At 66.5% G+C, this 25,542-nt stretch carries 35 protein-coding genes and 1 pseudogene; 18 read left to right on the top strand and 18 right to left on the bottom strand.

Annotated elements, in window-relative coordinates; translation table 11 throughout:
* Nucleotides 1-49: 49 nt before the first annotated feature.
* Nucleotides 50-514, bottom strand: a complete 465-nt coding sequence (locus tag ACRXBZ_RS12060; protein ID WP_168584935.1) for a hypothetical protein — start codon at nucleotides 512-514, stop codon at nucleotides 50-52.
* Between the two features lie 274 nt (nucleotides 515-788).
* Between ACRXBZ_RS12060 and ACRXBZ_RS12065 the strand changes: the two genes are divergently transcribed.
* Nucleotides 789-1,553: a VOC family protein gene (locus ACRXBZ_RS12065; protein ID WP_433879201.1), complete on the top strand. Its 765-nt coding sequence runs from the start codon at nucleotides 789-791 to the stop codon at nucleotides 1,551-1,553.
* Nucleotides 1,554-1,817: 264 nt separating this feature from the next.
* On the opposite strand, the gene ACRXBZ_RS12070 is transcribed toward ACRXBZ_RS12065, so the two are convergent.
* From ACRXBZ_RS12070 to rpsB, 6 genes are all read right to left on the bottom strand, one after another.
* Complete coding sequence (locus ACRXBZ_RS12070) at nucleotides 1,818-2,549, bottom strand: class I SAM-dependent methyltransferase (protein WP_433879202.1); 732 nt, start codon at nucleotides 2,547-2,549, stop codon at nucleotides 1,818-1,820.
* A gap of 158 nt (nucleotides 2,550-2,707) precedes the next feature.
* Nucleotides 2,708-3,553: a phosphatidate cytidylyltransferase gene (locus tag ACRXBZ_RS12075; protein ID WP_433879203.1), complete on the bottom strand. Its 846-nt coding sequence runs from the start codon at nucleotides 3,551-3,553 to the stop codon at nucleotides 2,708-2,710.
* Between the two features lie 36 nt (nucleotides 3,554-3,589).
* Nucleotides 3,590-4,147, bottom strand: coding sequence for a ribosome recycling factor (gene frr / locus ACRXBZ_RS12080; protein ID WP_010306009.1), 558 nt, complete (start codon nucleotides 4,145-4,147; stop codon nucleotides 3,590-3,592).
* 100 nt (nucleotides 4,148-4,247) lie between these two features.
* On the bottom strand, nucleotides 4,248-4,994 hold the full coding sequence (gene pyrH / locus ACRXBZ_RS12085; protein WP_433879204.1) for a UMP kinase: 747 nt from the start codon (nucleotides 4,992-4,994) through the stop codon (nucleotides 4,248-4,250).
* 212 nt (nucleotides 4,995-5,206) lie between these two features.
* A complete protein-coding gene (gene tsf, locus ACRXBZ_RS12090; protein ID WP_433879205.1) occupies nucleotides 5,207-6,022 on the bottom strand; it encodes a translation elongation factor Ts in 816 nt (271 codons plus the stop codon).
* Nucleotides 6,023-6,211: 189 nt separating this feature from the next.
* The gene (gene rpsB / locus ACRXBZ_RS12095) at nucleotides 6,212-7,048 is read right to left on the bottom strand and encodes a 30S ribosomal protein S2 (protein WP_433879206.1); all 837 of its coding nucleotides are present in this window, start codon (nucleotides 7,046-7,048) and stop codon (nucleotides 6,212-6,214) included.
* Nucleotides 7,049-7,455: 407 nt separating this feature from the next.
* Between rpsB and ACRXBZ_RS12100 the strand changes: the two genes are divergently transcribed.
* Nucleotides 7,456-8,010: a M23 family metallopeptidase gene (locus ACRXBZ_RS12100; protein WP_168584941.1), complete on the top strand. Its 555-nt coding sequence runs from the start codon at nucleotides 7,456-7,458 to the stop codon at nucleotides 8,008-8,010.
* A gap of 146 nt (nucleotides 8,011-8,156) precedes the next feature.
* On the opposite strand, the gene ACRXBZ_RS12105 is transcribed toward ACRXBZ_RS12100, so the two are convergent.
* Together ACRXBZ_RS12105 and ACRXBZ_RS12110 are read right to left on the bottom strand one after the other, a co-directional pair.
* Nucleotides 8,157-9,218 carry a FliA/WhiG family RNA polymerase sigma factor gene (locus ACRXBZ_RS12105; protein ID WP_433879207.1) on the bottom strand — a complete coding sequence of 354 codons (1,062 nt, stop codon included), beginning with the start codon at nucleotides 9,216-9,218 and terminating at the stop codon, nucleotides 8,157-8,159.
* Nucleotides 9,193-10,167 carry a tyrosine recombinase XerC gene (locus ACRXBZ_RS12110; RefSeq protein ID WP_433879208.1) on the bottom strand — a complete coding sequence of 325 codons (975 nt, stop codon included), beginning with the start codon at nucleotides 10,165-10,167 and terminating at the stop codon, nucleotides 9,193-9,195. Before ACRXBZ_RS12110 ends, ACRXBZ_RS12105 begins: the two co-directional genes overlap by 26 nt.
* 218 nt (nucleotides 10,168-10,385) lie before the next feature.
* On the opposite strand from ACRXBZ_RS12110, the gene ACRXBZ_RS12115 reads away from it, so the two are divergent.
* The gene (locus ACRXBZ_RS12115; RefSeq protein WP_433879209.1) at nucleotides 10,386-10,982 is read left to right on the top strand and encodes an NUDIX hydrolase; all 597 of its coding nucleotides are present in this window, start codon (nucleotides 10,386-10,388) and stop codon (nucleotides 10,980-10,982) included.
* Here the strand turns inward: ACRXBZ_RS12115 and ACRXBZ_RS12120 are convergent.
* Together ACRXBZ_RS12120 and ACRXBZ_RS12125 are read right to left on the bottom strand one after the other, a co-directional pair.
* On the bottom strand, nucleotides 10,954-11,412 hold the full coding sequence (locus tag ACRXBZ_RS12120; protein WP_433879210.1) for an NsdA family TPR-like regulatory protein: 459 nt from the start codon (nucleotides 11,410-11,412) through the stop codon (nucleotides 10,954-10,956). The two genes, ACRXBZ_RS12115 and ACRXBZ_RS12120, sit on opposite strands and share 29 nt — an antisense overlap.
* Entirely contained in the window at nucleotides 11,369-12,196 is an 828-nt protein-coding gene (locus tag ACRXBZ_RS12125; protein ID WP_433879211.1) for a helix-turn-helix domain-containing protein, read from the bottom strand. Before ACRXBZ_RS12125 ends, ACRXBZ_RS12120 begins: the two co-directional genes overlap by 44 nt.
* 209 nt (nucleotides 12,197-12,405) lie before the next feature.
* Here ACRXBZ_RS12125 and ACRXBZ_RS12130 point away from each other — a divergent pair, with 209 nt between their 5' ends.
* From ACRXBZ_RS12130 to ACRXBZ_RS12145, 4 genes are all read left to right on the top strand, one after another.
* Nucleotides 12,406-13,314: an IS5 family transposase gene (locus ACRXBZ_RS12130; RefSeq protein WP_433877464.1), complete on the top strand. Its 909-nt coding sequence runs from the start codon at nucleotides 12,406-12,408 to the stop codon at nucleotides 13,312-13,314.
* A 357-nt stretch (nucleotides 13,315-13,671) separates the two neighbouring features.
* Nucleotides 13,672-13,908, top strand: coding sequence for an HC3 family zinc finger protein (locus ACRXBZ_RS12135; RefSeq protein ID WP_433879212.1), 237 nt, complete (start codon nucleotides 13,672-13,674; stop codon nucleotides 13,906-13,908).
* Nucleotides 13,905-14,114 carry a hypothetical protein gene (locus tag ACRXBZ_RS12140; protein ID WP_433879213.1) on the top strand — a complete coding sequence of 70 codons (210 nt, stop codon included), beginning with the start codon at nucleotides 13,905-13,907 and terminating at the stop codon, nucleotides 14,112-14,114. Before ACRXBZ_RS12135 ends, ACRXBZ_RS12140 begins: the two co-directional genes overlap by 4 nt.
* Nucleotides 14,111-14,410: a hypothetical protein gene (locus ACRXBZ_RS12145; RefSeq protein WP_433879214.1), complete on the top strand. Its 300-nt coding sequence runs from the start codon at nucleotides 14,111-14,113 to the stop codon at nucleotides 14,408-14,410. The genes ACRXBZ_RS12140 and ACRXBZ_RS12145 overlap by 4 nt, the downstream gene beginning before the upstream one ends.
* Here the strand turns inward: ACRXBZ_RS12145 and ACRXBZ_RS12150 are convergent.
* Nucleotides 14,395-15,243 carry a transposase gene (locus ACRXBZ_RS12150; RefSeq protein WP_433879215.1) on the bottom strand — a complete coding sequence of 283 codons (849 nt, stop codon included), beginning with the start codon at nucleotides 15,241-15,243 and terminating at the stop codon, nucleotides 14,395-14,397. The genes ACRXBZ_RS12145 and ACRXBZ_RS12150 overlap by 16 nt on opposite strands.
* 45 nt (nucleotides 15,244-15,288) lie before the next feature.
* Between ACRXBZ_RS12150 and ACRXBZ_RS12155 the strand changes: the two genes are divergently transcribed.
* On the top strand, nucleotides 15,289-15,534 hold the full coding sequence (locus ACRXBZ_RS12155) for a hypothetical protein (protein ID WP_433879216.1): 246 nt from the start codon (nucleotides 15,289-15,291) through the stop codon (nucleotides 15,532-15,534).
* 12 nt (nucleotides 15,535-15,546) lie between these two features.
* Here ACRXBZ_RS12155 and ACRXBZ_RS12160 read toward each other — a convergent pair whose 3' ends face one another.
* Complete coding sequence (locus ACRXBZ_RS12160) at nucleotides 15,547-15,705, bottom strand: hypothetical protein (protein ID WP_433879217.1); 159 nt, start codon at nucleotides 15,703-15,705, stop codon at nucleotides 15,547-15,549.
* A pseudogene (locus tag ACRXBZ_RS12165) lies at nucleotides 15,705-16,307 on the bottom strand (ATP-binding protein); the annotation flags it as partial. The gene ACRXBZ_RS12160 and the pseudogene ACRXBZ_RS12165, both read right to left, overlap by 1 nt.
* Before the next feature lie 151 nt (nucleotides 16,308-16,458).
* Here ACRXBZ_RS12165 and ACRXBZ_RS12170 point away from each other — a divergent pair.
* The 5 genes from ACRXBZ_RS12170 to ACRXBZ_RS12190 all read left to right on the top strand — a co-directional run bounded on the left by ACRXBZ_RS12170 (nucleotide 16,459) and on the right by ACRXBZ_RS12190 (nucleotide 20,567).
* The gene (locus ACRXBZ_RS12170) at nucleotides 16,459-17,637 is read left to right on the top strand and encodes a helix-turn-helix domain-containing protein (RefSeq protein WP_433879218.1); all 1,179 of its coding nucleotides are present in this window, start codon (nucleotides 16,459-16,461) and stop codon (nucleotides 17,635-17,637) included.
* A gap of 1,027 nt (nucleotides 17,638-18,664) precedes the next feature.
* Nucleotides 18,665-19,057 (top strand): LuxR C-terminal-related transcriptional regulator, encoded by a 393-nt coding sequence (locus ACRXBZ_RS12175; RefSeq protein WP_433879219.1) that lies wholly within the window; start codon nucleotides 18,665-18,667, stop codon nucleotides 19,055-19,057.
* 198 nt (nucleotides 19,058-19,255) lie between these two features.
* A complete protein-coding gene (locus tag ACRXBZ_RS12180; RefSeq protein WP_433879220.1) occupies nucleotides 19,256-19,426 on the top strand; it encodes a hypothetical protein in 171 nt (56 codons plus the stop codon).
* A complete protein-coding gene (locus ACRXBZ_RS12185; RefSeq protein WP_433879221.1) occupies nucleotides 19,423-19,824 on the top strand; it encodes a hypothetical protein in 402 nt (133 codons plus the stop codon). The genes ACRXBZ_RS12180 and ACRXBZ_RS12185 overlap by 4 nt, the downstream gene beginning before the upstream one ends.
* A complete protein-coding gene (locus ACRXBZ_RS12190; RefSeq protein ID WP_433879222.1) occupies nucleotides 19,821-20,567 on the top strand; it encodes a hypothetical protein in 747 nt (248 codons plus the stop codon). The genes ACRXBZ_RS12185 and ACRXBZ_RS12190 overlap by 4 nt, the downstream gene beginning before the upstream one ends.
* A 63-nt stretch (nucleotides 20,568-20,630) precedes the next feature.
* On the opposite strand, the gene ACRXBZ_RS12195 is transcribed toward ACRXBZ_RS12190, so the two are convergent.
* From ACRXBZ_RS12195 to ACRXBZ_RS12210, 4 genes are read right to left on the bottom strand one after another with little or no spacing between them, the layout of a single operon-like run.
* On the bottom strand, nucleotides 20,631-20,819 hold the full coding sequence (locus ACRXBZ_RS12195) for a DUF397 domain-containing protein (RefSeq protein WP_433879223.1): 189 nt from the start codon (nucleotides 20,817-20,819) through the stop codon (nucleotides 20,631-20,633).
* A 2-nt stretch (nucleotides 20,820-20,821) separates the two neighbouring features.
* Complete coding sequence (locus tag ACRXBZ_RS12200) at nucleotides 20,822-21,685, bottom strand: helix-turn-helix domain-containing protein (RefSeq protein WP_433879224.1); 864 nt, start codon at nucleotides 21,683-21,685, stop codon at nucleotides 20,822-20,824.
* Between the two features lie 17 nt (nucleotides 21,686-21,702).
* Complete coding sequence (locus ACRXBZ_RS12205; RefSeq protein ID WP_433879225.1) at nucleotides 21,703-22,221, bottom strand: DUF6879 family protein; 519 nt, start codon at nucleotides 22,219-22,221, stop codon at nucleotides 21,703-21,705.
* Nucleotides 22,221-22,427 (bottom strand): hypothetical protein, encoded by a 207-nt coding sequence (locus tag ACRXBZ_RS12210; protein WP_168585293.1) that lies wholly within the window; start codon nucleotides 22,425-22,427, stop codon nucleotides 22,221-22,223. The genes ACRXBZ_RS12205 and ACRXBZ_RS12210 overlap by 1 nt, the downstream gene beginning before the upstream one ends.
* A 177-nt stretch (nucleotides 22,428-22,604) precedes the next feature.
* Between ACRXBZ_RS12210 and ACRXBZ_RS12215 the strand changes: the two genes are divergently transcribed.
* From ACRXBZ_RS12215 to ACRXBZ_RS12235, 5 genes are all read left to right on the top strand, one after another.
* Nucleotides 22,605-22,865: an HC3 family zinc finger protein gene (locus ACRXBZ_RS12215; protein WP_433879226.1), complete on the top strand. Its 261-nt coding sequence runs from the start codon at nucleotides 22,605-22,607 to the stop codon at nucleotides 22,863-22,865.
* Nucleotides 22,862-23,077, top strand: coding sequence for a hypothetical protein (locus tag ACRXBZ_RS12220; protein ID WP_433879227.1), 216 nt, complete (start codon nucleotides 22,862-22,864; stop codon nucleotides 23,075-23,077). The genes ACRXBZ_RS12215 and ACRXBZ_RS12220 overlap by 4 nt, the downstream gene beginning before the upstream one ends.
* Nucleotides 23,074-23,418 carry a hypothetical protein gene (locus tag ACRXBZ_RS12225; protein WP_433879228.1) on the top strand — a complete coding sequence of 115 codons (345 nt, stop codon included), beginning with the start codon at nucleotides 23,074-23,076 and terminating at the stop codon, nucleotides 23,416-23,418. Before ACRXBZ_RS12220 ends, ACRXBZ_RS12225 begins: the two co-directional genes overlap by 4 nt.
* Before the next feature lie 371 nt (nucleotides 23,419-23,789).
* Nucleotides 23,790-24,941 (top strand): radical SAM family protein, encoded by a 1,152-nt coding sequence (locus ACRXBZ_RS12230; RefSeq protein ID WP_433879229.1) that lies wholly within the window; start codon nucleotides 23,790-23,792, stop codon nucleotides 24,939-24,941.
* Nucleotides 24,934-25,542 (top strand): 3'-5' exonuclease, encoded by a 609-nt coding sequence (locus ACRXBZ_RS12235; protein ID WP_433879230.1) that lies wholly within the window; start codon nucleotides 24,934-24,936, stop codon nucleotides 25,540-25,542. The genes ACRXBZ_RS12230 and ACRXBZ_RS12235 overlap by 8 nt, the downstream gene beginning before the upstream one ends.

Genomic DNA, 25,542 nt, shown 5'->3' on the forward strand with positions numbered 1-25,542 from the left:
TACCGAACCAGCACATTCCCCAACGCTTTGACACATTCCACCGAACAGTTCACAACCCCTCGGTGGTGAGCCGGGAGGCGACCGTGCGGGATGCGACCGCTCGCGACGCCGGCCGCTCCAGCGGATCCGCGGGCGGATCGTCGCCGTAGATCTGCTCGGTCACCAGTCGGCCGTGCAGCTCGTCGGTGTGGTGTGCGCCCAGCACCGCCAGCAGCAGGTCGAACCGGCTGTCGGTGAGAGCCACCGCGACGTAGCAGAACCCGGCGAGACCGGCGAACACGAGACCGGACACCCACCACACGGAAGCGCCCTGGACCAGGAACATCACCGCGAGGGCGAGCATCAGTCCGGACGCGAAGGCCACCCCGCGGGCGATGGTCACCTGCCTCAGCATCGACCGGAACGCCGGGTACTGGTGGCAGAGCTGCTGGATGATGCGGGCCCGCTCGTGGCGGTCGATTTGCGCAAGCCGGCTCAGGCCCGCGGTGACCGGCTTCGCCGCGCGGTTGGCCATGGCTGCTCCTGTAACCCTGGTGCGTGCTTCGATCGGGTTCTCCGGCATGCGATTACGCACGCTGAGTCACCGCCACTAGTCGATCACGCGGACCGTCCAGTATCAAGCCGTCATTCGGGGGTGTTCGCATTGCGGAAAAGGCACCGAACAATAACGCCCCCGCGCGGCCGAACCGGCTTGATCCGCCACGCGGGTTTTCCGGACCGGCGCAACGGTCACCCTGAGGTAACCGACCATTGACCGCCTCTGCGGCGTGCGCTTCGAAGGAGCAGCGATGGCCATCGCATTGGGTGAGCCTGCCTGGGTGGATCTGGCCACCCACGACGTCGCCGACACCAGGGACTTCTACACCGGCCTGCTCGGCTGGCGCTGGATCCAGCGCCCGGACTACAACATCGCGCTGAAGGAGCACAAGCCGGTCGCCGGGTTGCTGCTGCCGGAGACCGATGAGCCGACCGCCTGGACGCTGTACCTGGAGTGCGGCTCGGCGCGCCGAGCGGTGGAGCGCATCCGCGCGCTCGGCGGAAAGGTGCTGGTCCCGCCGACGGAAACGCCCGCCGACGAGACGTTCCTGGTCGCCGAGGATCCATCCGGCGCGACCATCGGACTGTGGGAAGCGCCGCCCAACGGCACCTTCGGCCGCGACCACGCGGGCATGCTCTGCTGGGCGGAGCTGCACACCCGTGACGGTTCTACCGCCGATCCCTTCTACGCCGAACTACTGGGCTACCGGCAGGAGCAGATCGGCGAGCCGGGCGACGGCTTCGACTACACGGTCTGGTACGTCGGCGACCTGCCGACCGTGGGCCGCTTCGAGACCAGCTCGGCACTGCCCGCGGACGTGCCCGCGCACTGGCAGCTGTACTTCCAGGTCAACCCCGACAACGACACCGACGCCGCAGCGGCGAAAGCGGTGGAGCTGGGCGGCAAGGTGCTGCGCGAACCGTCCGATTCCCCGTACGGCCGGCTCGCCCTGCTCCAGGACGTCGTGGGAGCCACGTTCTTCATCATGGACACCGCCCAGCGCACCGGGGAGTGACCCGCGCACCTGCTCACCTCGACGCGAACTCGCGAGCCCACCGCTCAGCGCCTGTTGGTGAATGGTCTGGGTGGGTGGTCGCTTAGCGGAACCTGAGAGCGGTTCCCTGGACTGCGGGTGCCCCTCCTGATGTATGTCCAATACGCGGCGGAGGGGCCGTCCTCGCCAGAAAACCTCTCAGAACCCGCCGATGGTCGTCTTGGCAAGGTGAATGCAAGCGGCTACGCCGCTTCCAAAGGCGCGGACGGCTTCGCCGACAGGCTCTCAGGCGCGCAACAGGCCCGTCGGCTTGCGGCGGGTGCGGAGGCGGTAACCGACCGGGATCGTTCGGCCGGGCGTCTCACGGGCCGCGCGGGCGGCGACCTCCGCCGAGAACTCGATGCCCAGCACCGCTTCGAGGGTTTGCCGGTCGTCGAAGCGCCACAGGGTGTCCACCGGGGTGCTGTCGAAGTCGTGGCGCTGGAAGAACGACTCGATCGCAGCCGGATCGATCTGCGGAGCATCCGCCCGCATCCAGTCCCCGTACGGCGGGCGGGACGCGTCGAGATCGACGATCGCGATGATCCCGCCCGGGCGGAGCACCCGCTCCGCCTCCGCCAGGCCCGGCTCGCAGCCGGGACCGAAGAAGTACGCGGTGCGGGCGTGCACCAGGTCGACGCTGGCGTCGGCGAGCGGCAACTGCTGGGCAGGCGCGACCCTGACATCCACACCAGGGGTTCCGGCCAGTCGGCCGCGGGCCCGTTCGGCCAGCGGCGGATGCGGTTCGACGCCGATCACCGTCCGGGCCGTGGCCGCGAACAACGGCAGGTGAAAGCCGTCGCCGCAGCCGATGTCGACCACGTCGCGACCGGCCCACTCGCAGCGCTCCCGCAACGCCCGCCACAGCGCGCCGGTGGAGTCCTGTGCTCGGTTCTCGATCTCGAAGAGCTCCGGCCAATGCCAGATGTTCGGGCTCGGCCTCACCTGCGGCCGGGCCGGCTTACGCCAGGTTCGCATCACTGTCCTTGAACCGGTTAGTCCGTCGTCTTCGAAGCGGCGCAACCGACCGCCCCCAGGTACCCGGCACCGAGCGTTGACGCAATTTCAATGGAAATCGAAGGTCAAGGTCCGATTTCCATTGAAATTGCGCACCCCTGAGCCGTGCAGCGGGTTCCTCAGGTCGGGATCAGCCAGAAGAGCATCATCCAGGCGGGCGCGGCCGACGGCAGCAGGGAATCCATCCGGTCCATCAGGCCGCCGTGCCCGGGCAGGAGGTTGCCCATGTCCTTGATGCCGAGATCGCGCTTGATCAGCGACTCCATCAGATCGCCCAGCGTCGCAGTGCATACCAGGGCAGCCCCGAACAGCGCGCCCTGCCACCACTGACCGTCGAGCATCAACGTCACCGAGAGGACGCCGGCCACTACACCGACCAGCATCGAGCCGCCGAAGCCCTCCCAGGACTTCTTCGGGCTGATCTTCGGTGCCATCGGATGCTTGCCGAACAGCACGCCGAACGCGTAGCCGCCGGTGTCCGAAGCGACGACACCGATCATGAAGCACAAGGCCCGGAACGCGCCGTCCTCCGGCCGCACCAGCATCGCCGCGAACGCGGCGAACAGCGGTACGTAGGCCGCGGTGAACACCGATGCGGTCACGTCCCGAACGTAGCCGTCCACGCCGTGCCGGAACCGCCACGCCAGGCATGCCAGCACGGTTATCACGAACGCCACCAGCGTCCCGCGCAGCCCGAAGGGCCACGACAGCCACAGCATGGCCTGCCCACCAACCAGCACCGGGACAAGCGAGATGCGGATGTCGGCCCCGCGTTTGAGCGCGCTGGCCAACTCGACGGTGGACACCGCCACCGCGGCGGCCACAATGCCGATGAAGACGAACCGCACCATCAGCAGGGAAAGGATGATCGCGGCACCGAGCACTACCCCGACGCCGATGGCGGCACGGAGATCGCGTCCGGCCCGGGAAGCACGCGAAGGCGGGTCCGGGCTGCCAGCGGACATTCCGGACTCACCTTCGCATTGGCCGGCCGTCACCACTCAGACCTCTAGCAGCTCTGCTTCCTTGTGCTTGACCAGCTCGTCGATCTGGGCGACATAGCGGTGCGTGAGGTTCTCCAACTCCTTCTCACCGCGAGTGCCCTCGTCCTCGCCGGCCTCGCCGTCCTTGACAATCCGGTCGATCTCTTCCTTCACCTTGCGGCGGATGCCCCGCAGGGTGATCTTGCCTTCCTCGCCCTTGTGCTTGGCGAGCTTGACCATCTCCTTGCGACGTTCCTCGGTCATCTGCGGGATCGCCACCCGGATGAGCTGGCCGTCGTTGGACGGGTTCACGCCGAGGTCGGAGTCGCGGATGGCCTTCTCCATGGCCGCCAGCTGACTGGCATCGTAGGGCTTGATGACCACCAGCCGCGCCTCCGGCACGGAGACGCTGGCGAGCTGGTTCAACGGCGTCGGCGAACCGTAGTAGTCGACGACGATGCCCGAGAACATCGCGGGGTTCGCGCGGCCGGTGCGGACGGTGGCCAGCTCGTCCTTGGCCACCTCCACCGCTTTTTGCATCTTCTCCTCGCCTTCGAGAAGAGCTTCGTCGATCACGGCTGCTCCTTAAGTCTGCCGACCGGTGGACATTCGTAGTGTCGCCTGCTGCGCAGCGTCGCCCCAGTGCGGGCCCGCCGCAGATCAGGATCCAGCACCCTCAGGCCGACGGAGCGTCCGGGGTGCTGACCAGCGTGCCGATCTTCTCACCGCCGACAGCGCGGGCGATGTTGCCTTCTTCCAGCAGGTTGAACACCAGGATCGGCATGTGGTTGTCCATGCACAGGCTGAAGGCGGTCGCGTCGGCGACCTTCAGCCCGCGTTCCAGCACCTCGCGGTGCGTGATGCTGTCGAACAGCTTCGCGTCCGGGGTGGTCTTCGGGTCGGCGGTGTAGACGCCGTCGACCGCCTTGGCCATCAGCACCACCTCGCAGCCGATCTCCAACGCCCGCTGCGCCGCGGTGGTGTCGGTGGAGAAGTACGGCATGCCGGTGCCGGCACCGAAGATGACCACGCGGCCCTTCTCCATGTGCCGCATCGCGCGCCGTGGGATGTACGGCTCGGCGACTTGCCCCATGGTGATCGCGGTCATCACCCGGGTGTCGATGCCGTGCTCGCGCTCCAGGAAGTCCTGCAGCGCCAGGCAGTTCATCACGGTGCCCAGCATCGCCATGTAGTCACCGCGCGCGCGTTCCATGCCGCGCTGCTGCAGTTCGGCGCCGCGGAAGAAGTTGCCGCCGCCGATCACGATGGCCACCTCGACCCCGCCGGCGACGATCTCGGCGATCTGCCGGGCGACCGTGCCGACGACGTCCGGGTCGATCCCGACGCTGCCCCCGCCGAACATCTCGCCGCCCAATTTGAGCAGCACCCGGCTGTAGCCGCGCTTCGCTGGGCCGTCGGTCACTGGTTCCTCCCGCGAGGTTCGATGTGGCTTGAAGTTTGCGCGGATTGGTCCGCCCGCCGGCAACGACGCCGCGCTAGGCGCCGCGATCTTGCGAAAGCGCCCCGCCTTGCGAATGAAGGCGGGGCGCTGGTGCCGTGGCTGGCGACCGCGACTGGTTCAGCTCAGCCGGTGAACCTGCGATGCCGCCCGGCGTGCCGCCGAACAGCGACCGGTCAGGCCTGGCCGACCTCGAACCGGGCGAATCCGGTGACGGTCACGCCGGCCTCGTCGAGCAGGGCCTTGACGGTCTTCTTGCTCTCCTGCACGGACGGCTGGTCGAGCAGGGCGTTCTCCTTGAAGAACCCGTTCAGGCGACCCTCGACGATCTTCGGCAGCGCCTTCTCCGGCTTGCCCTCGGCCTTCGCGGTCTCCTCGGCGATGCGCCGCTCGTTGGCGACGATGTCCTCCGGGACGTCGTCGCGGCTGAGGTACTTCGGCTTGAGCGCGGCGATCTGCATCGCGGCACCCCGCGCAGCGTCGGCGTTGTCACCGGTGTACTCGACCAGCACGCCGACCGCCGGGGGCAGGTCCGCGGACCGGCGGTGCAGGTAGGTGGCCACCTCGCCGTCGAACTTGGCGACGCGGCGCAGCTCCAGCTTCTCGCCGATCTTGGCGGACAGCTCCTGGATGACCTCGGAGACGGTCTTGCCGTCCAGCGGGGCCGCCAGGGCGGCTTCCAGGTCGGCGGCACCGGCGGCCTGGACCGCGGCGACTACCTTGCTGGCCAGCTCGATGAACTCGTCGTTCTTGGCGACGAAGTCGGTCTCGCTGTTCAGCTCGATCAGCACGCCGCCATCGGCGGCGACCAGGCCCTCGGCGGTGGCGCGCTCGGCGCGCTTGCCCACGTCCTTGGCGCCCTTGATGCGCAGGCTCTCGACGGCCTTGTCGAAGTCGCCGTCGGCCTGCTCAAGAGCCTTCTTGCAGTCCATCATGCCGGCGCCGGTCAGCTCGCGAAGACGCTTGACGTCGGCCGCACTGAAGTTCGCCATCGTGCGTTATCCGTCCCTCTTAGTACGCAGCTTCGAAGGTCTTGCAGACATCGGCCGGGCCGCGTCCTGTGGCTTTCAACCAGCTCAGTGGGGATGCGAACCCGGCCCGGATGGCACCCACCAGGTTGCCTGGCGGGTAGCCGGACCGCGCCGCGCGCCGACCGCGTGACCGGCGCGCGGCAAGCGGACTCAGGACTGCGCGGCCTGCTCGCCGCCCTCGGTGGCCTCGGTGGCCTCGGTGGCCTGACCGGAGCCGGCCAGCAGTTCCTTCTCCCACTCGGCCAGCGGCTCGCCACCGGCCGGCTTCTCCTCGCCCTCCGGGGCACCGTTGGTGCGGCCACTGCGGGCCATCAGGCCCTGGGCGACACCGTCGGCGACCACGCGGGTCAGCAGGGCGGCGGAGCGGATCGCGTCGTCGTTGCCCGGGATCGGGTAGTCGACCTCGTCCGGGTCGCAGTTGGTGTCCAGGATCGCGACGACCGGGATGCCCAGCTTCCGGGCCTCGCCGACGGCGATGTGTTCCTTCTTGGTGTCCACGATCCACACGGCGCTGGGCACCTTGCTCATGTCGCGGATACCGCCGAGGGTCTTCTCGAGCTTGTCCTTCTCGCGGGTCAGCATCAAGATTTCCTTCTTGGTGCGACCCTCGAAGCCCCCGGTCTGCTCCATGGTCTCGAGTTCCTTGAGACGCTGCAGACGCTTGTGGACGGTCTGGAAGTTGGTGAGCATGCCACCCAGCCAACGCTGGTTGACGAACGGCATGCCGACCCGCAGAGCCTGCTCGGCGATCGCTTCCTGCGCCTGCTTCTTGGTGCCGACGAACAGGATCGTCCCGCCGTGCGCGACCGTCTGCTTGACGAAGTCGAAGGCCCCGTCGATGTAGGTCAGCGTCTGCTGCAGGTCGATGATGTAGATGCCGTTGCGCTCGGTGAAGATGTAGCGCTTCATCTTCGGGTTCCAGCGCCGGGTCTGGTGCCCGAAGTGCACGCCGCTATCGAGCAGCTGCTTCATGGTGACGACGGCCATGGCCAGATTCGCACCTCTTGAGTCGGGCGCGCCGGTAGGCGCGCGATTCGGTTGCCGCGACGGACCGGGTGGCCCGTCGCCCTGGCACCCGCCCGGCCTCCCCCGCCCGGGCTCGTCGAAGAGCTCGGGACCGCGAGGGCGCCGGTACCCTGCCGGGAGCAGCAGCGTCCGAAGCGTCGAACTCGATGCTGTTCCAACCGGTGGCCGACCCGAAGTCGGCCTACCTGCGCAAGCTGGGCGTGCGGGCACGCGAAGTCGGTCCGTGCGGACACGAAACCGCGCTGACAGTGTACTGGACGCCCCGGCTGACCCGATCGTGGACTGCGAGTTGTCCACAGCCGCCGGGTTTATCCACAGATCTTGATTTCCCCCTGTTCACCGGGGCCACCCTCGGCCACGGTTGCACCATGCGTCTGTTGATCTCCGCCCTCATCTGCTGCAGTGCCGCCGGGCCCCTGGGCCTCACCGCAACGCTCGCCGAGCCGCCACCCGCGGTGTCAGCACGACCGCGTGCTGCGCCGGAGCCAGCGCCGCCGGTAGCCGCGCGGTTCGGCTGGCCGCTGGCACCGCCGCCTGCCGTCGCGCGACCGTTCGAGGCCCCGGAGCACACCTTCGGCCCAGGTCACCGGGGGGTCGACCTCGCAGGAGAGGTCGGCCAGCCGGTGTTGGCGGCTGGGGACGGCATGGTCGTCTACGCGGGCTGGATGGTGGACCGCAACCTGGTGTCGATCGAGCACGCCGGAGGCCTGCGCACTACCTACGAGCCGGTCGCGCCGGGGGTCGCGGTCGGCGACCAGGTCACCCGGGGACAGCCCATCGGGCATCTGGAGCCAGGCCACCCGGGGTGCACCACCGAACCGCCCCGGGCCTGCCTGCACTGGGGCGCCCGGCAGCGCCTGGACTACCTCGACCCGCTACGCCTGCTCGGCTTCGGCCACGTCCGGCTGAAACCGTGGCGGTGACGTCGCATCCGTGGTGATTCCGGGGGAGGACGAAACGTCGATTTTCCCCTGGTATCACCCGGGGAGCCGCTGCGGTGAGAAGTGACCTTGATGTCCCGCCACCCGCACCGCCGCGCAGAACGAGCCCCAAAACGGCCTGCAGCAGGTCAGGCCTGTTCGGTGAGCTTGGTGCGGAGGCGGAGGACCGCGCGGGTGTGCAGCTGGCAGACCCGCGATTCGGTCACGCCGAGCACCTTGCCGATCTCGGCCAGGGTCAGGTTCTCGAAGTAGTAGAGGGTGACCACCACGCGGTCCCGCTCGCTGAGCCGCTCCACCGCCTCGGCCAGCTGGCGCCGGCTGTCCCGGTCCACCAGCGCCGCCACCGGGTCCTCGGCCCGGTCGTCGGGCAGCGTCTCGGCCAGCGAAGCCTGCGCCGGACCCGCGCCGATCAGGTCGTCGAGCGCGATCACGCTGGTCATCTGCAGCTGCGCGAACAGGTCCCGTAGCTCATCGAGGGACAGCTCCAACTCGCCGGCCAACTCGGCATCGGTCGCGGTGCGCTGCAGCTTCGCCTCGAGGCGCTCCAGCGCCCGCTCCACATCGCGGGCCCGGCTGCGCACCGACCTCGGAACCCAGTCCTGGGCGCGCAGGTCGTCGAGGATGGCGCCGCGGATGCGCTGCATCGCGTAGGTCTCGAACTTCAGACCGCGTTCCGGTTCGAACTTCTCTATCGCGTCGACCAGCCCGAATATGCCGGACTGGATCAGGTCGGAGACGTCGACGTGCGACGGCAGCCCGGTGCCCACCCGGCCGGCCACGTACTTGACCAACGGGGCGTAGTGCAGCACCAGCCGGTCCCGCAGTTCCTGGTCGCGACGCTTGCCGAACGCCTGCCACAACGCGACTATCCCGGCCTCGACCTCGTCGCCGCTGCGGTGCTCCCCGCCGGTGGCAGGCCCGGCGGACGCGGCGGACGCGGCGGACGCGGCGGACGCGGCGGATCCGGTGGGATCGGCGGACGCGGCGGACGCGGCGGGATCGGCGGGATCGGCGGATGCGGCGGGCTCAGCGGTCGCCACGGACAGCCTCCGCCACGATGCGCGGTCGCCGACATGGCCGTTGGTCGAGCCGCCTTGGTCACGGGCGGTCACCGATACCGAGGTCGATCTCGCGGCCACCGTGTCGGCGTCGCCCCCGGCTTGGTCAGGAACGGGGGTGAGTTCGGTCATGGATCGCCTTCAGCCGTTCAACGGTCACGTGGGTGTAAAGCTGGGTCGTTGCGAGCGTAGCGTGACCAAGCAACTCCTGAACGCTACGGAGGTCAGCGCCGCCCTCCAACAAATGGGTCGCAGCCGAGTGACGCAGCCCATGTGGCCCGACGTCGGGCGCACCGGAAACCACGCCGACCGCGTCGTGCACGGTGCGTCGCACCGCGCGCGGGTCGAGCCGTCCACCTCGGACACCCAGGAACAATGCGGCACCGGACGATTCTCGGGCCAGTTTCGGCCGGCCATCGGAAAGCCAGCGCCCGATCGACTGATCCGCAGGTACGCCGAAGGGCACGGCGCGTTCTTTGTCTCCTTTACCGATCACCCGGATCAGCCGGCGCTCGCGGTCGACGTCGTCGACGTCCAGTCCGCAGAGCTCGGCGACGCGAACCCCGGTGGCATACAGCAGTTCGAGCACCGCGTGGTCCCGCAATGCCACCGGATCCCCCTGTTCCGCGCCCACCGCAGAAGCCTGCATCGCCGAACCCGCTTGGTCAACGCGCAGCACCGCGGGCAGCTTCCGCCGCTTCGACGGCACCGCCAGCCGCGGCCCCGGGTCGACCGGCAACAGCCCGCCGCGGAACGCCCACACAGTGAAGGTACGGGCCGAGGCGGTCCGCCGGGCGAGCGTCGCCCGGCTCACGCCACGCGCGTGCTGCACAGAAAGCCATTCCCGCAGGACCGAAATATCCAGCACAGCAAGGGTTCCGCCGTCCTCCGAGGCAGCCAGGTACGCCAGCAACGAGACAACATCACCGATGTATCCACGAACGGTGTGCGCCGACAACCCACGTTCCGCAGCGAGATGTCGTTCGAACCCGTCGACCACGGCGCCGAGCGACTCGGGCAGCTTCGCCCGAGCCACCCGTAGATCCGGTCTTCGCGGTTCGGCGGAGCGTGAGCGGGCCATACCTCGAAGCTGGCCCTCGCACCGGCATCGGTCAAGCATCGCCACGCCGAATCATGATCACTTGAATGGTGTGCGATTCGGCTTGCGCCGCAGAAGTTCAGCTGTCAGCACGTGATCACGTAATCACTCCGTCGCCGCACTACTGGAGGTGGTGACCCAAACGCCGGCGATAATCCCAAAGGAAGCGCCCGCTCGGTACAACCGGGGCGCTCGCCGTCATGGATGACGCACGCGGCGTTCCGGTAGCGTTCCGCTCCGTGGCGAACGAGACGAACGCACCCGCGCTGGCGACCTGGACCATCCATGGCGAACGACTCATCGACGACACCCGACGGCTCAAGCTGAGCATCGCGTCCGTCGAGCTACCAGACGGGATCAAGTTCGAGCAGTACGTGTTGCGCATGCCCAAAGCAGCGATGACGGTGGTCGTCGACTCAAATCACGTGCTGATGATCTACCGGCACCGGTTCATCCTCAATCGATGGGTGTGGGAACTCCCGGGCGGCTACGTCGACCCAAACGAAGATCCAGCGCTGACCGCAGCCCGGGAGGTCGAGGAAGAAACCGGTTGGCGTCCTCGGTCCATCCGGCCGTTCGGCACGTTCCAGCCCATAACAGGCACCGCCGACTTCGAGAACCTGCTGTTCCTCGCCGAGGGCGCCGAAGACACCGGCAAGCCAGCCGACATCAACGAGACCGCATGCGTCCAGTGGGTGCCCCTCGCCGAGATCCCCGAGCGCATCGAGCAGGGCGAGATCCCGGGCGCAGCCGCACAGGTCGCGTTGTTCAAGCTGTTGGCGCAGCGTCGAAGCTGATCCCCATCGCGGCAAGCTCGTCGCCCAGCTCGGCCACTGCGGGCACGGCCTGGTGCCGACGGAGCCGAGTGGCGAAGTCCTGCAAGTAGAGCCGGGTCCGCGCTGACTGCATCTTGCTGCCGAGTCGTAGGGCTTCGCGTCCGACCTCGCACGCTTCGCCGATCTCCCATAGGTCGGCGAGGATTGAAGCGAGCAATGCGGTGTTGAACAGCTTCCCGCGGTCGTACCCGGCGCTCATTTCAAGGGACCGGCGGGCGAAACGTTCTGCGGCGCGGAGGTCTCCGAGCTCGCGCATGCAGTGGGCCATCTTGGCGGCGAGGTAAGCGGCGTCGTAGTAACTGAGCCACGGCGGATGGTCAGTCTCCTCCGCCCGACTGAACGCCTCCTCAGCGTCCCGGAGCGCGGCGACGCTGCCGCGTTTGTCGCGCACCAGGGCCCAGGCCGTGCGCTTCCATCACTGCAGTCTCGGATTCCAGGGCGGCGAACCCAGTGCCGGCTGCCGCATCACGGGCGGCTTGTGCCAGTCCGACCGAGACCGTGCCGTTGCGGGCGTGCGCGGCCTGGTGGCTCATGCCAGCAAGCATCTCGGCGGCGAGTGCTTGATCGCCGATCCGTTGGCACAGCTGCAATGCGTGTTGCAGGTGGCGCCGACCTGACAGCGCGTCGCCGACGTCGTAGGCCATCCAACCGGCCAACTGGTTGACTTCGGCGACAGCTGAGACGAACTCGACCTGGTCGCGGCCGGGGCGATGATCGTACATGGCGGGAGCGATCTCGGCGGCGAGGTAGGAGCCGACCATGCCTCGGGCATGGCCACCGCCGAATCGGTTGTCGAGCCCACGGAACATCGCTGTGGTCTCCCTGATCGAGTCCACCGTGAGGGGCGCCTGCACACCGGTGTTCAGGACTGGGGCTCGTCTGCGTCCACCGAACCACCCGAAGTCGACCTTGTGGGGCGGTGTGGCCAGCGCCGAGGTCTTACGAGCCGGGAGCTTGAACCACAGCAACGACTCGGGGATATGGAGCACCAAGGCCCACCTGGCGAGTTTGTCGAGGTCGCTCGGGGGCTTCGGGCCGCGCTCCAAACGGCTGACCTGTGCCTGCGTCATATTGAGCCACCGCCCCAACTCCGCCTGGGTGATCACCGGTCGATGCTCGTAGCGATAGGCATACATGACGAGGCCGAAGTTGCGCGACTGGAGCGCTTCGCGCACGGCGCGGCGCTGCCAGAACTCCTCGTTCTTCGGTCCGGGGCCCGATTCAACCGGGGTGGCCCTCCGCTGGCACGGGCTGCACAGCACACCCCGGTTGTCCCCGCTGAGAGACTGTTGGGTAACTGGGGCGACACTGAGCGTGGCGTGATGTTGATCACGGTCGGTGTGTCGAGATGACAAAGAGATCATCCCCGCCGTGATCTTGTTGTGTGTGCAACTGCGATACCGGCGGGGATGATCGCCGCCCATGTTATCCGTCCAGTCTGACCGATGAGGTGTGGGCGGTCCTGGAGCCGTTGATGCCGGTACGAGACCGCCGAAAGGGCGGTATGGCAAGGAAATACGACGATCGCCTGGTGCTGGACGGGATCTTCTACGTGCTGCGTTCGGGTTGTCAGTGGCGGATGATTCCCCGTGATCTGCTGCCCTGGGACGCGGCCTATCGCTGGTTTCGGGACTGGAGTGCCGACGGCACGATCGACCGTGTCCACGACGCGCTGCGCGATCAGGTTCGGCGCCAGGCCGGACGCACGGCGGACCCGTCGGCGGCCGTGCTCGACGCCCAGTCCATCAAAAGCAGCGAGGGAGGGCAGGAACGCGGGTTCGATATGGGCAAGAAAACGACAGGCCGCAAACGGCACCTGGTCGTGGACACCCTCGGCCTGCTGCTGGTCGTCATGGTCACCTCCGCATCGGTGCAGGACCGCGCGGAGCGCGGCGGGCGCGAGATCCTGCGACGCCTGGCGGCCCGGTTCCCCTCGATCGCTCTGGTGTGGGCCGATGGCGGATACGCCAACTCCGTCGTCAACGGCCTGCTGGCCTGGGCGAAGGAAAAACTCGGACTGGTACTGGAAATCGTCAAACGCAGCGACGATGTCAAGGGGTTCCAGGTGCTACCACGTAGGTGGGTGGTCGAACGAACTTTTGGGTGGCTGATCCGCAACCGTCGCCTCGCCCGCGACTACGAACGCCTGACCGCGAACTCCGAAAACATGATCAAACTCGCGATGATCCGCCTCATGGCCACCCGGCTCGCCGGCCAGAGCATCCGGTGGTCCAACGCCACCGAACGCGAAGCCGCCCGCCGACTCACCGCCGAAACCAACATCGCTGCGTAACCACCCAGTTACCCAACAGTCTCTGAGGCGGGTACAGCAGGTGCGGCACGAACGGTTGTCGCTGCTGGCGCCCATTGTCACCCCATCAGTCCAATCTCACGATCAGTATAAGGATCACGACAGTCTGTCACGTGCAGGTATACGCGGGATGTATATCGCACACCGCTCTGTCGTTTTCTCCCGCGCCCGCAGCCGCGAAAGTCGCTCCGTCAACAGGGAAATCCTCGGAGACAGGAAGGCATGGCCAATGACGACGCAGATGCTCGTCCTCGGGTTGCTCGCCTACGCGCGGTTCTTCGGCCCGCTGTTCTTGCTGTGGCCGCTGCCCGATACCACTTCGGTGAAGGCGGTCCGCTGATGTACCGCCCTCACCCGTTCAGTTGGGTTCCGGCCGACGGCGCGCGGCACGCGAGCAGCGACACCAAGCCAACCAGCGGCTACCCCACCGGAATATGCGTGGCGACGCTGTGCGGCCACCAGCTGATCGCCGATAACACCGAACTCGCGTGGCTGTGGGACACGTGCCCAGACTGCAACACGGCGGCGCACGTGCTCGCCGAGGTCCCGATGCCGCCGGCGGTGGGTGCGCGATGAGCGCCGAGCACGCCCGCATCGGGCGCATGATCCGCGCAACGGTGTTGATGCTCGGCTATGCCGCCGACGACGTTGAGCGCGGTCGATGGAGCGACGCCGGAATCCGGCGACTCGGTGACCAGCTCGCGACGGTGGCCGGTGCACTGCGCGGTGAAGGAAAGGCGCCGGAGCCGCTTGTTATCGACCTATCGGAGGCAAAGCGATGATCGCCGCGTTGATCGCAAGCGGCCTGCTCGGCGTTGGCGGGCTCGCGCTGTGGGCGACGTTCTACTACGCCCCGGCACAGCACGCCGGTAGCGGCGAGGGTGCGCTGACGGTTGCCTATCTGGTCGCGCGGGTGGAGGCCGAGGCGCGCGGACATGGCCGGCATCGGCTCCGCGAGCCGGTCGTAATGCGCGGCGACCTGGCCGATGCGCTCGCCCTCGAGGAAACCCGGCACCTGCCACTAACGCCGATTCTCGCGCAGCGGATTCGACCCCAGTTTGATCACTCGTACTCGTAGCGGAGGCGTCGGCCGCCCCACCAGGGGACCTCGACGGTGGGGAGGTCGGCTTGGCGGAGAACGGGTGAGTAAGCGCGTCGATCGAGGCGGGCGATGATCTCATTGTCGCGGTTTTCGATGGTGCCGCCGGTGGAGAGGAATCGGCGTTGGAGGGTGTCGGGTGTGGCGGTGGCGTAGCCGGGAAGGCGTCGGCGTAGCGCGGCGCAGACGGTGTGGGCGAGCACGGAGAGCACGACGTCGAGGTCGATGTTGAGTGGGACCGCGCCGGAGAGGGCGTCCAGGCCGAAGGAGCGGATGGCTTCGGCGAGGCGTTGCTCGATGGCCATCCGCCGGGCGTAGGCCTCGATCACGTGTTTGGTGGGGGTGTCGGGCTGGTTGGTGATCAGGATGGTGGGTTCGTCGTGGCCGAGCCCGGTGATGGCGAGTTGGCGCAGCGTGCCGGGGTAGGCCGAGAGTGTGGCTGCGGGGTCTTCGATCACGCGGACCCGGCGGGTTTTCCCGCCCGCGCGAGTGACGGTGAGAGGTGTCCAGTCCTTGGCGGGCAGGGAATGCAGGTGCTCGGTGAGTTTTGGGGTGCGGGCGCGCAGGGTGATGAAGCCGATGCCGCGGGCGTCGAGTTCGGCGAGTTGGGCCTGGGTGGTGACCTTGGAATCGAAGATCAATAGTTTCGGGTCCGCTGCGGAGACCTCGCGCCAGTGGTCGGCGAAGGCGACGATTTCCCTGTTCTGGCTGGCTTTGGCCAGATCGGCGTTGGCGTAGAGCAGGGTGTGGGTGGCGGCGTCTTCGGCGAAGAAGGTCAACACCGAGCGGGTGCGCTGTGAACGTCGTGGCACGTAGTGCTTTTCCGGCGCGGGATCGTCGCCCCAGTGCATGACGGCGTGGAAGTCGAGGTTGATTGTCTCGCCGTGCGCGAGCCCGGCAGTGAGGCTGGCTTTGTCCAGCGCGGCAAGGAATCGTTGCTGCCGGGCGTGATCAAGCCGGTAGGAGTAGGTGGTCAGCGCGGTGGCTTTGGGCAGGCTGGTCAGCCCGGCGAACAGTGCCGCACCAGCATCGGTGGCGATGTCGTCGACGTGGGAGACCCGGCGAGTGGTGGTGAGTTTGATCGCCAGCAGCGACAGTATTAAGGCTTCCCGCGCCTACTCCTCCGCACCGCAACCGACCGCCCGGCACGGGCCCCGCTCCGCGACGAACCCGGCCAGCGCCGGGGCCGGCGGCTCGGCAACCGCAGCCAGGAAAGCCCTAGCAGCAAGCAACTCCCGCTTCGCCCTCTCCGCCATCGCGGTCCACCTCGCCATCACGCCGCCCTCCTGTCCCGGAACTCCAAGGCCGCCGCCACGTGCTCCGCATCCGGTTGATCACGCCCATCGAGGTCGGCCAGCGTCCACGCCACCCGCAGGCACCGGTCGGCGCCCCGCGCCGTGATCGCGCCGACCTCCAGCCCCCGGTCCAGCAGTCCCGTCGCCTCGACCGGCAACGTGAACTCCCGCCGCAGCACCGGCCCCGGGACCTCGGTGTTGGTCTGCCACCCGTGCGCGGCCCACCGCTCCCGCGCCGCCGCCCGCGCGTCCTCCACCCGCTTGCGCACCGCCGCTGTGCCCTCCGGCTCGGCGCCGCTGCGCACGGTCATCGCGGTGATGGGGCGCATCCGAACCCGCAGATCGACCCGATCCAGCAGCGGTCCGGACAACTTGCCGAGGTAGCGCCGCCGGACCTGCGGCGCGCACTGGCAGTCCAGGTCGCGAGCCGGCGCGCACGGACACGGATTCGTGGCCAGGACCAGCTGGAACCGCGCCGGGTAGCGCAGCGTGCCGTCACGCCGGGCCAGCCGGACCTCGCCTTCCTCCAACGCCGTTCGCAAAGCCTCCAATCGTTTCGGCCCGAGCTCGCAAGCCTCATCGTGTCAACACAAATCACTCCGCGCCTCGCGCGCGTAGAGAAGGTAGAGGGAAGCAAAAACGCCCCCACCCGGAGGCAGGGACGCCTCACCGGAGGCTCAGTCGCCATAGCATCATCTTCTCCGCAGAGCAACTCGGCTGTACCGTGGCCACATGAGTAACCAACGGTCACTAGGTGACCGCATACGGGAGCTGCGTGGGTCGATCTACACACAACAGGAGCTAGCAGACAGGGCGGGTCTGTCTGTTGTCCTGATCCGCAAGCTAGAACAGGGTGCGAGGCAGACAACGAGCGTCGCAAGCCTCCACAAAATCGCCCGCGCCCTTGATGTGACACTCGCGGATCTACTGGTACCGGTCTCGATACCGGAACACGACCAGGATCAAGGGGTGACGGCGCTACGCCACGCCGTAAGTCTGTCAACCCCCCCGAAGGACGACCCTGCAACGATTCAAGAAGCACGCTTTGTCGAAATAGCGACGTGGCGCACGTATTGGAGTGGGCAGCATGACGACGCTGTGCGCGCGCTACCAGAACGAATCAGGCGACTAGAGTCGGGGCTTGCTGCGTCAGCCGACGCCGATCGACCGGTTTACGTCCATTCCTTGTCACGGGTTCTGTGGGCTGCTGCCCGGACGCTCACGGTACTACGGCATCCTGACGCGGCACATATAGCCGCGCAGAGGGCTATTAGCCTATCCACTGAGCTAAACGACCCCGTAATGACGGCATCCGTAACGGGGTCTTTGGCCTGGCAGCTCATGGTTTCCGGCAGGTACGAGGAATCACGAGATCTGTCTGTTTCAACCGCCGTAGCGATCGAACCGGGAAGGACTCACACCACTCCCCAAATGAGCGTGTACGGATCTCTGTTGCTTCAGGCGGGTAACGCGCAAGCACGCGCGGGTAACGCTGTGGCTGCGAAGCATTTCTTGGACGAGGCGCGAGAAATAGCCGCAAAGGTCCCTGACGGACAGTGCCACCACAGCAGTATCTTCGGTCCGTCATCGATCGCTATGCAGCACACAGACATAGCGATCAATCTAGGTGAGTTCGGCGACGCTCTAACGGCGTCAAAAACCATGCCAGGGGGTAGCTCAGCCCTACCCATCTTAAGTAAATGCAGGCACGATACAGATCGCGCATTGGTATACCTCAGAACCGGGGATAAGGACAGGGCAGTTGCACTGCTATCGGCAACCGCTGCCGCCGTACCCTTCTGGTTTAAAAATCAGCGCCTGCCGAAATCCATTGTCAGGGACCTACTACACACCCCGGCATCGAAATCACCACAACTGCGCAATCTCGCTAGGGCGTTGAACGTTCACTAGCCCAATCGGGTAGTGATACGTCGCGTATCACCTGCACTCGTCCTGCGCCGACAAACTTTCTCCCGGGCGGTCCCCGTTGATCGGGTGCTCGCGAAGTGCCCCCCGACCGAACGGCGGGGACTGCCCTACCAGAACAAGGAGGAGGAGCCAGTTGTGGGAACGAGTTCGCCGATGGCAGCTGGTCCGCCCGACCAGACGTCCGAGGGTAGCAACGTGCGGTGGTTCCGCTACAAAAATGGCGTCGTCCGTGAGTCGAAACGTGTCCTGCACTGTGCGGAAGAATCTCGGGATGGCACGGTGACGTCCGTGTCCGGGGAGAAGTTCCCACGCGTGCAGGTGGAGGTGTGCGAGGAAGGTGAGGGGGCAGCGTGCGTTCCCTGCCTGCTGGTCGTCATTGGCAGAGCTGATCGACTGGCCGATATTCCACCCGTGGTGAGTCAGGTTCCGGCCGATACGCTTGCTGTGATGCTTGCCGAAGTCCAATGGGCAATCAGCGATGCGCAGTTCAATATCGTGCGGGGGGACTACCCCCTAGAGAATCAGGTAGTGCTAGCGGACAAATTGCGGCGACTCTCCCATGTACTTCACGTTCGGGCGCATGCCATGAGATCAGGCGGGGGCACAGAGTGAGCGAATCGGTCGTATTCGGACCAGTGCCCGCGATGGAAGGGTACGCGTGTCTGCCTGGGGTCCGGGTGGTTTGGACTGACCACCTCGGGTATGCGCACGAACGCCAGCCCGGCACCGTCGCGACGTCGCGATGCGGGCTCAACATGGGTAGGTCCAATGCGCCACCCCTCGTGAGACCGTGCCGAGACTGCATTGAGGAAGCGATGCGGGAAGAGCCACCCGCCGAAGTGGCTATCGGACGTCATAGACGTACCGCATGACCCCCAGACACGGCCCGGTGCCGGTCGGCACTGGATATCCAAGTGTCGTGCCCCCCGGCCCGGCATCGATCCGTCGCTAACCGGCCGCACCCACGTGATTCCGTCATTTTCAAACTAGTACGAACGGTTTTAATGTAGTGAGAACGGCGCCGCAAAAATTTAGCATCGACGAGTTGATGAATCTCACTAAGGGAGAGAGGGATGTCATATATTGCATCGCCTGCGAACTTACGGACAATGAAATTGCGATGCGGTTGTTCATCTCGAAAGATACCGTCAAGTCCCGATTGTGTAGTATCTACCGCAAGTTTAATCTGCGCAACCGTGTCGGTGCTGTGATTCTGGGATACGAGCTCGGCATCCTCAAGCCGTCAAATGTTGAGCAATTCAGAAATGTCGAAAATTCGACGAGTGACCATACGTCCCGCATATGTCTGCCGGTCCGCCAACAAGACATGAAAGAAATCGAAGCTTTGGTGGATCTTCTTGCCAGGCGCATGAAAAAATATCTCCTCACTGAGGCCATGTAGACGCGGCAGTAGCAGGCGCCCGAGAACGGCGCGATCGGGAGCGTGCGCGCCGGAGGGTGTACCTCTACTAGGGCTGCCGTTGGCGGAGGTGTGGACAGATCACACCGGAACGGCCCATGAACGTCAGCCAGGCACCGCGAAAACCCGATGCGGGCTGAACATGGGCGCGGTTTCAAACCGATTAGGAGCTGCCCGCGCGTGCACCTCCTGCGTGGATCTGAACTTGTCGGAATATTGAGTGCCGCGCTGCTCGCCGTTGTTGCGGCGGATCAGGCGCGGATCATTGCGGCGGTGGCCGGGTGGACCCTCGCCGTTGGTATGGGCACCGGAGCGCTGCTGCTGCTCCGCGCATTCGGTGGTGTGCGATGAGCCGCCGGTTTCGCGAGCCAGAGCCGCAGCACGTCACCGCCAATGGTTGGGCGGCCGCGCGCATCCGCGGCCGTGACTTCCAGCACGGCTACCTCCTGATGTACCGCGGCCAGTACGCCGGGTGGCTCATGCACCAGTCGGACGAGTGGCGTTGGCTGCTCACCTGGCAACCGAGCACCGCGGACCGACCGCCGCGGTTCGGCATCGAGCGCGTCAGCCGCCGCGCATACCCGACGTGGCAAGCCGCAGCAGGCCACCTCGCGCGCACCAATGTCGGGCGTCTGATCGCCGGTATCGGAAACGGCCCGCGAGTCACGGCATGGGAGCCGATCGCCGGTGAGCCATGGGTGCCGCGCCCGGCGGTGCTCCTCGACCAATCGCCGGGGCATGCCTCATGAGGGCGGCGCGGACACTCGGGCGGATGCTCCTGGTGGTGGGCGCCCCGCTGGCCGGGACGCCTACGGCCAGCGCAGCCACGGCCGAGACGTATGCGGACTACTCGATGGCCGGCACGCGATCGGCCGGACAATTCTGGTCGGAAGACGCGAACATGCACGATGCTGCCGGGTGGCGGAATCAGTGGACATGGGAACCGCAGAGCAGCGGCGTTGACTCACGCATCGCGTGGGGTGACCCGGCCACGTGGCCGCCCGACGTTTCCGAGCGGTTCATCAGCTCCGGCGAGTGGGTGCTGTTGGACGGGTGGTCGGACAACGGAACGTACTACCGGCAGCGCGTCGACTCGGAGATGATCGGCAATGGGCTCGACTGCACGAACCGGCGCCCGCTGCCATCGGACAGCGACCGGCAGCACTACGTGCCGTGGCAGGTGCCGACGTCGATCGTGTGCCTGATCGCCGAGGGCACGATCACGGAAGAGTCCACCGGCACCGTGATCCATTTCCGGCACGAACAGCTCTGGTTCCCGCCCGCCCCGTGCTCGAACCCGTACCACTCCAATCAGCCGTGCCTACAGCAGTACGAACGGTGGCTCGACGACAACGGGCACTACGACGGCGTGTTGCGGGAGAAGCTGCGCCGCGACCAGTTCATCGCCAAAGGCAAGGGCATGGCCTTCCACATCTCCCAGTACGCCCCAACCAAATGGACAGCGCACGGCCGCTACTACTGGCGGTGGTGACCGCAAAAACGGAAGCGCCCGCCCGGTACCAGGACTACCGGGCGGGCGCTTCTTTGTTGTTGGTCAGGCGTCGAACTTGCCGCCCTTGATCGCGGCGACGAACGACAACCAGCGCTCGTTGGTGAAGCTGAGCAGGCCACCGTCGAGATCCTTTGTGTCGCGCACGCCGGTCATGTTGGGGGCGGTGCCGACCTCGACGCACTGTTCGGGGTTGTGCAGGCTCTTAGTGGACTTGCGCCAGTAGGTGAACACGGTCAGTCCTTCGTCGCCGGTGGATCGGGTAGCCGGGCGATATCCGTGGAGATCTGCACGAGCAGACGCCGTGCGTCGTCGCCTTCGACCGCGGCCTGCCACAGGCTGTCGGCGAGCCGGTTATAGAGGGTGACGTCGTCGGGATCGTCGGTGTTGATCTCGGTGTTGACGGTCTCAACGAATACGGTGTCGCCGATGATCCAGAACCCGCTTGCCGGGATGTGCGGCCACCGGGTATTGAGCGGGATGATGCCGAACCGGACGGTCGCCAGCCCGCACAGGGCAATCAGGCGGTCGATCTGCGCCACCATCGTCTGCGGCGGGCAGGCGAAGTACCGCAAGGCAGATTCGGCGACGAGTAGTTCGACGTGTTTGGCCGAGTCGTAGAGCGCGTGCTGTCGTTCCAGGCGTACTTGCACGGCGGCATCGGTGTCGTTCGGCACCTGCTGTAGGGCGGCGGCCGAGCTGAGCACCTGGCGTGCGTAGTCGGCGGTCTGGACGAGTCCGGGCACGACGACGAGTTCGAACGCGCGGATCGTGGTTGCTTCGGCCTCGATACCGCGGCTGTGCTCTTGCCGTCGCCGGTGCCCGGTCCGCAGCTGCCGTTTCCAGTTGGAGGATTCCAGCCGGATCGTCCGCAACTCGTCGCGGAGCTCGGTCGCCGCCGGTTCTGGAACCTTGGTGAGCCGCACCCAGGTCAGCAGATCGGCATCCGTCGCGAGCTGCTTGCCGTTCTCGATCTTGGAGATCTTGGACGGCTGCCAACCGGCGGCGCTGGCGAACTCCCTGCCGGAGTAGCCGGCGCTTTCCCGGAGTTCGCGCAGTCGATCGCCGAATTCGAGCTTGTGCCGTTCGGGTGTGCTCACAGGTTCATCTCGTCGGGTCAGGGTGTCAGGACCGTCTCAAAGGGTGCCGCATGACTCCACGCGATCCCGCGCCACCTCCTGTGCCTTGCCACCGTGTCGGCGTCGTCGACGAGTTCGGCGGCGATCATGCCGTGCGTGTCGAAGTGCATGATCGCGACCAACTCGTCGTCGAACAACCAGAAATCGTGATCGGGTAGGTTGTACTCGGCTGCGGCGGCGGTCGACATGACGCGGATGTCCTCGCCCGCGGCAGCGTTGTCCGATGCCGCGAACATCTCGAACCGCAGGTAGTCGGTCAGTGGCTCGGTGAGCACCCGCACCCGCTCGAAGCGCCGCCCCGCTGCGGTTGCCTGCCGGACGTTGGCCAGCCATTCCGTCGTGAAAGACATGTCGGGCGTTTCGCTTGCGAGGAACTGCCGGAACGCTTCCGCCTCGTGCGGCTCCCGGTATTCGGCCTGGCATTCCCAGCGCCAGGCCGAGCGCGTGAAGGTCTCAAACAGCCGCCCGAAGTCCTCGCCTCGTACGAGCCGGGTCATCACGTGTCCTTCGGCGCGAACGACAGCAGCTCGGCGGGAATCTCAACGGCGGTTTCCGTCTCCGGCATCCCCCGGTCGTAGAGCGCCGCAAGAGCTTCTGGGTCATCGATCTTGTAGCCCTGCACGACGTAGGTGCCCCGGTCCGTGGCGTACAGATTCGGGCACGAGCCGTTGATGCTGGTAGTCCCCAAGAACGTGAGCTTCATAGCCCCTCCAGATCGTCGAAACACCGAGCATCCTGCAAGCAACTTCAGCAATCGTCAATGCCCAGCCGGGCGCTTAACCCCGCTCGGCGTAGCGTAGCTACCCCGGACGGGCGTAGTTGCTCTGAAATTTCTCGAATTTCTTGTGTTATTGCTCGGATGGGCGTCACAGTCATTGCCATGACCAGCATTGGTGCGACGTACCGGCCGCACCCCTTTCATTGGGTTCCAGCCGCCGGGCAGCGGCACGCGAGCGCTGACGAGCACCCGCCAGGCGCGTCGATCTACCCGGACGGCACCAAGGTCACGACGCTGTGCGAGCGGACCGTCAGGGCTGCAACCGGCGACATGGCCTGGCTGTGGGAGACGTGCCCGGACTGCAATGCGGCGGCGCACGTGCTCGCACTCTGCCCCATGCCGCCGGCGGTGGGTGCGCGATGAACGCGCAGGTCCAACCGCAGTCGCACGAGTTGTTGGTGCGTGCCTCGGCCGTGCTGGAAGGCCTCGCCGACGACGTGCGCGAGCAGACCGTGAACGACGAGCAGTACACCGAAACCGCCGCGCTGATGCACGAAATCGCCGAGCTTCTGCAAGACCAGAGCGCGACCTATGTTCCGCCGCACGTGATCGACGGCGAGAGGAAAGGCCGATGATCGCCGCGATGGTCGCAAGCGGCCTGCTCGGGGTCGGCGGGCTCGCCCTGTGGGCGACGTTCTACTACGCCCCGGCGCGCCACGCTGGTAGCGGCGCGGGTGCGCTGACGGTTGCCTATCTGGTCGCGCGGGTGGAGGCCGAGGCGCGCGGACATGGCCGGCACCAGCTGCGCGAGCCGCGCACCGTGCAGATGCGCGGCGATCTGGCCGATGCGCTCGCCCTCGAGGAAACCCGGCACCTGCCACTGATCGAGTCTGGTTTGCCGGTCGATGACCGGGAAGCGATGGCGCGGCACCCCGGAATGCTGCGACGGCTGCTCGCCGCCCTGCAAAGCCTGTAGACCCGGCCCGGTGCCGTAAATCCCTGCCCCCGACCGGCACCGGGTCGCCCGGCCTGCCCAGCGCGTTCCGCAGCGCGCTGGGCGGCCGGTTCCAACTTCCCGCACCAGCGACGTTGCGGGCTGAAGTGGCCACTGTGGACAACGAGAGGGGGTGACCAATGCCGGACAATCCCGGGCCCGAATCCGACTCCGCCACCGAGTAGGACGACAACAGTGAAGGCGAGCCGTACTACGACGCGAACGGCGTAGCGCACTGGCCGGGAGTCGCGCCGCAGCTGTGACTCGGCGACCGGGCGCCACTGACCGCGTCGGTCCGTTGACCAACTTCTCGCACGAACGACAGCTCCACCTCTCCACATCCAGGAGGCATGATGCGCACGTTCGTCCCCCTTCTCAGCAAAGAAAAGATCGACCAGCTGCCCGAGCGGGCACGCGAGGTCGTCGAGTACCGCAAGTCGGGCTTGTCGCTGAACCACATCCAGGGATGTCCGGCCGACTGCTCGTACTGCATCCGCCACACCTACGGCATGTGGGACCAGCGGACGCCGATGGCGCTCATGTCCGACGCCGAGGCGGTCGAGGCGCTGGTGGGGCACGGCTATTTTCAGCCGCACGTGACGCCGATCCAGATTTTCAACCGCGCCACCGACCCGTTCTTGCCGAAGGTCAAGCACCACTTGTGCGCTGTGCTTGAAGACCTCGATGCCCGCGGCCTGACCAACCACGTGCTGGTGATCACCCGCTATCCCGTCCTGCCGGAGGACTGCGACCGGCTGAACAAATTGCGCAACGTCAAGCTGACGATGCTGTTCACCTACTCCGGGATCGATGACCGCCGTGTCGAACCCATCAACAGCGACATCGCCGCCAGCTCACTCCGGCTTGCCTACGAGAAAGCGGATCGTTACCGCACTGTTCTGTACTGGCGGCCCCTGGTGCCGGGCCTCAATGACACCGACGAGCACCTGAGCACGGCGGTCGAGCTGAGCCGGTCGGCGCACGCGACCGTGTTCACGGGCCTGTTCTACCGCAACGAGATCCAGCAGTACTTCCGCGATAACGGCATTCCCGAACCGTACGAAGACACCGCCCGGCGCAAGATCGTCCCGGAGACGTTGGAGCAACGGGTGCTCGCCGCCTTCCGCGACGGTGATGGTGGCGCGCTGTTCCGCAAGACCTCGTGCGCGGTCGCCTACGGCTGGAATGTCCCCGACTACAACGGCCACTACGGCATCCGGGATCTGTGCGACATCTGCCCGGTGCAGCAACTCAACCTGTGCGCCTCGGCGCACCAAGTCCCTACGGAAGAGACCATCCGAGCGACTGCGGCGCACCTGCCCAACAAGGAACACTGCGACATCGTGGAGATCACCGAGCGCGCCGCCGTGCTGCGAGGACTGGATGAACAGCCCCGCTACTACCTCCAGCACGCGCTCGGTTTCCAGATGCACGACCAGCGACACCCGCACCGACTTCAACTGCACGGGCGGGCCGATACCGGATGGGCAGACCGCAATGACTGACACCGCGCCGTGGACCGAGCAGACCTTCGTGGTCGTCGATGTCGAGGGCAACGGCCAGCGTCCGCCAGACCTTGTTGAGCTAGGCATCGTCCCGATCGAGGCGGGCATAGCGGGCGATCCGGTCTCCTGGCTGGTTCGCCCGCACGGCAAGATCACCTGGCAGGCGCGGAAGATCCACGGGATTTCCGACAAGGACGTCGCCGACCAACCTACGTTCGAGGAAGTCACCGACGACGTACGGCAAGCCCTGGGCAACGCCATCCCCATCGGACACAACGTCAAGATCGACCTCGGCGTGCTGACCCGCGAACTCCCCGAATGGCGGCCGCTCGCCGCGCTGGACACGTTGCGCATGGCCCGCAAGGCGTGGCCCGCTCTGCCAACGCACAAGCTCGGCGCGCTGGTCGAGCAGCACAAGCTCGACACAGACATTCCCGACGGCCTGCATCCGCACAGGGTGGATTGGGACGTGCTGGTCACGGCCCGCCTGTTCTCCTTACTCGTCACCGAACTCGGCATCACCACGTTCGGCGACCTCCAAGCCGCTGGCGGGATCACGCTGGCGGCACCACCACAGCCCGAACCCAGCCTTTTCGACTGA

The organism is Saccharopolyspora hattusasensis, from assembly GCF_050972075.1.
Taxonomy (GTDB): Bacteria; Actinomycetota; Actinomycetes; order Mycobacteriales; family Pseudonocardiaceae; genus Saccharopolyspora; species Saccharopolyspora hattusasensis.

Coding starts and splice junctions, on each gene's coding strand:
- ACRXBZ_RS12060 (WP_168584935.1), bottom strand. CDS start 514: ATGGCCAACCGCGCGGCGAAGCCGGTCACCGCGGGCCTGAGCCGGCTT.
- ACRXBZ_RS12065 (WP_433879201.1), top strand. CDS start 789: ATGGCCATCGCATTGGGTGAGCCTGCCTGGGTGGATCTGGCCACCCAC.
- ACRXBZ_RS12070 (WP_433879202.1), bottom strand. CDS start 2,549: ATGCGAACCTGGCGTAAGCCGGCCCGGCCGCAGGTGAGGCCGAGCCCG.
- ACRXBZ_RS12075 (WP_433879203.1), bottom strand. CDS start 3,553: ATGTCCGCTGGCAGCCCGGACCCGCCTTCGCGTGCTTCCCGGGCCGGA.
- tsf (WP_433879205.1), bottom strand. CDS start 6,022: ATGGCGAACTTCAGTGCGGCCGACGTCAAGCGTCTTCGCGAGCTGACC.
- rpsB (WP_433879206.1), bottom strand. CDS start 7,048: ATGGCCGTCGTCACCATGAAGCAGCTGCTCGATAGCGGCGTGCACTTC.
- ACRXBZ_RS12100 (WP_168584941.1), top strand. CDS start 7,456: ATGCGTCTGTTGATCTCCGCCCTCATCTGCTGCAGTGCCGCCGGGCCC.
- ACRXBZ_RS12105 (WP_433879207.1), bottom strand. CDS start 9,218: ATGACCGAACTCACCCCCGTTCCTGACCAAGCCGGGGGCGACGCCGAC.
- ACRXBZ_RS12110 (WP_433879208.1), bottom strand. CDS start 10,167: ATGGCCCGCTCACGCTCCGCCGAACCGCGAAGACCGGATCTACGGGTG.
- ACRXBZ_RS12115 (WP_433879209.1), top strand. CDS start 10,386: ATGGATGACGCACGCGGCGTTCCGGTAGCGTTCCGCTCCGTGGCGAAC.
- ACRXBZ_RS12135 (WP_433879212.1), top strand. CDS start 13,672: ATGTACCGCCCTCACCCGTTCAGTTGGGTTCCGGCCGACGGCGCGCGG.
- ACRXBZ_RS12140 (WP_433879213.1), top strand. CDS start 13,905: ATGAGCGCCGAGCACGCCCGCATCGGGCGCATGATCCGCGCAACGGTG.
- ACRXBZ_RS12145 (WP_433879214.1), top strand. CDS start 14,111: ATGATCGCCGCGTTGATCGCAAGCGGCCTGCTCGGCGTTGGCGGGCTC.
- ACRXBZ_RS12160 (WP_433879217.1), bottom strand. CDS start 15,705: ATGGCGAGGTGGACCGCGATGGCGGAGAGGGCGAAGCGGGAGTTGCTT.
- ACRXBZ_RS12170 (WP_433879218.1), top strand. CDS start 16,459: ATGAGTAACCAACGGTCACTAGGTGACCGCATACGGGAGCTGCGTGGG.
- ACRXBZ_RS12185 (WP_433879221.1), top strand. CDS start 19,423: ATGAGCCGCCGGTTTCGCGAGCCAGAGCCGCAGCACGTCACCGCCAAT.
- ACRXBZ_RS12190 (WP_433879222.1), top strand. CDS start 19,821: ATGAGGGCGGCGCGGACACTCGGGCGGATGCTCCTGGTGGTGGGCGCC.
- ACRXBZ_RS12205 (WP_433879225.1), bottom strand. CDS start 22,221: ATGACCCGGCTCGTACGAGGCGAGGACTTCGGGCGGCTGTTTGAGACC.
- ACRXBZ_RS12210 (WP_168585293.1), bottom strand. CDS start 22,427: ATGAAGCTCACGTTCTTGGGGACTACCAGCATCAACGGCTCGTGCCCG.
- ACRXBZ_RS12215 (WP_433879226.1), top strand. CDS start 22,605: ATGACCAGCATTGGTGCGACGTACCGGCCGCACCCCTTTCATTGGGTT.
- ACRXBZ_RS12220 (WP_433879227.1), top strand. CDS start 22,862: ATGAACGCGCAGGTCCAACCGCAGTCGCACGAGTTGTTGGTGCGTGCC.
- ACRXBZ_RS12225 (WP_433879228.1), top strand. CDS start 23,074: ATGATCGCCGCGATGGTCGCAAGCGGCCTGCTCGGGGTCGGCGGGCTC.
- ACRXBZ_RS12230 (WP_433879229.1), top strand. CDS start 23,790: ATGCGCACGTTCGTCCCCCTTCTCAGCAAAGAAAAGATCGACCAGCTG.
- ACRXBZ_RS12235 (WP_433879230.1), top strand. CDS start 24,934: ATGACTGACACCGCGCCGTGGACCGAGCAGACCTTCGTGGTCGTCGAT.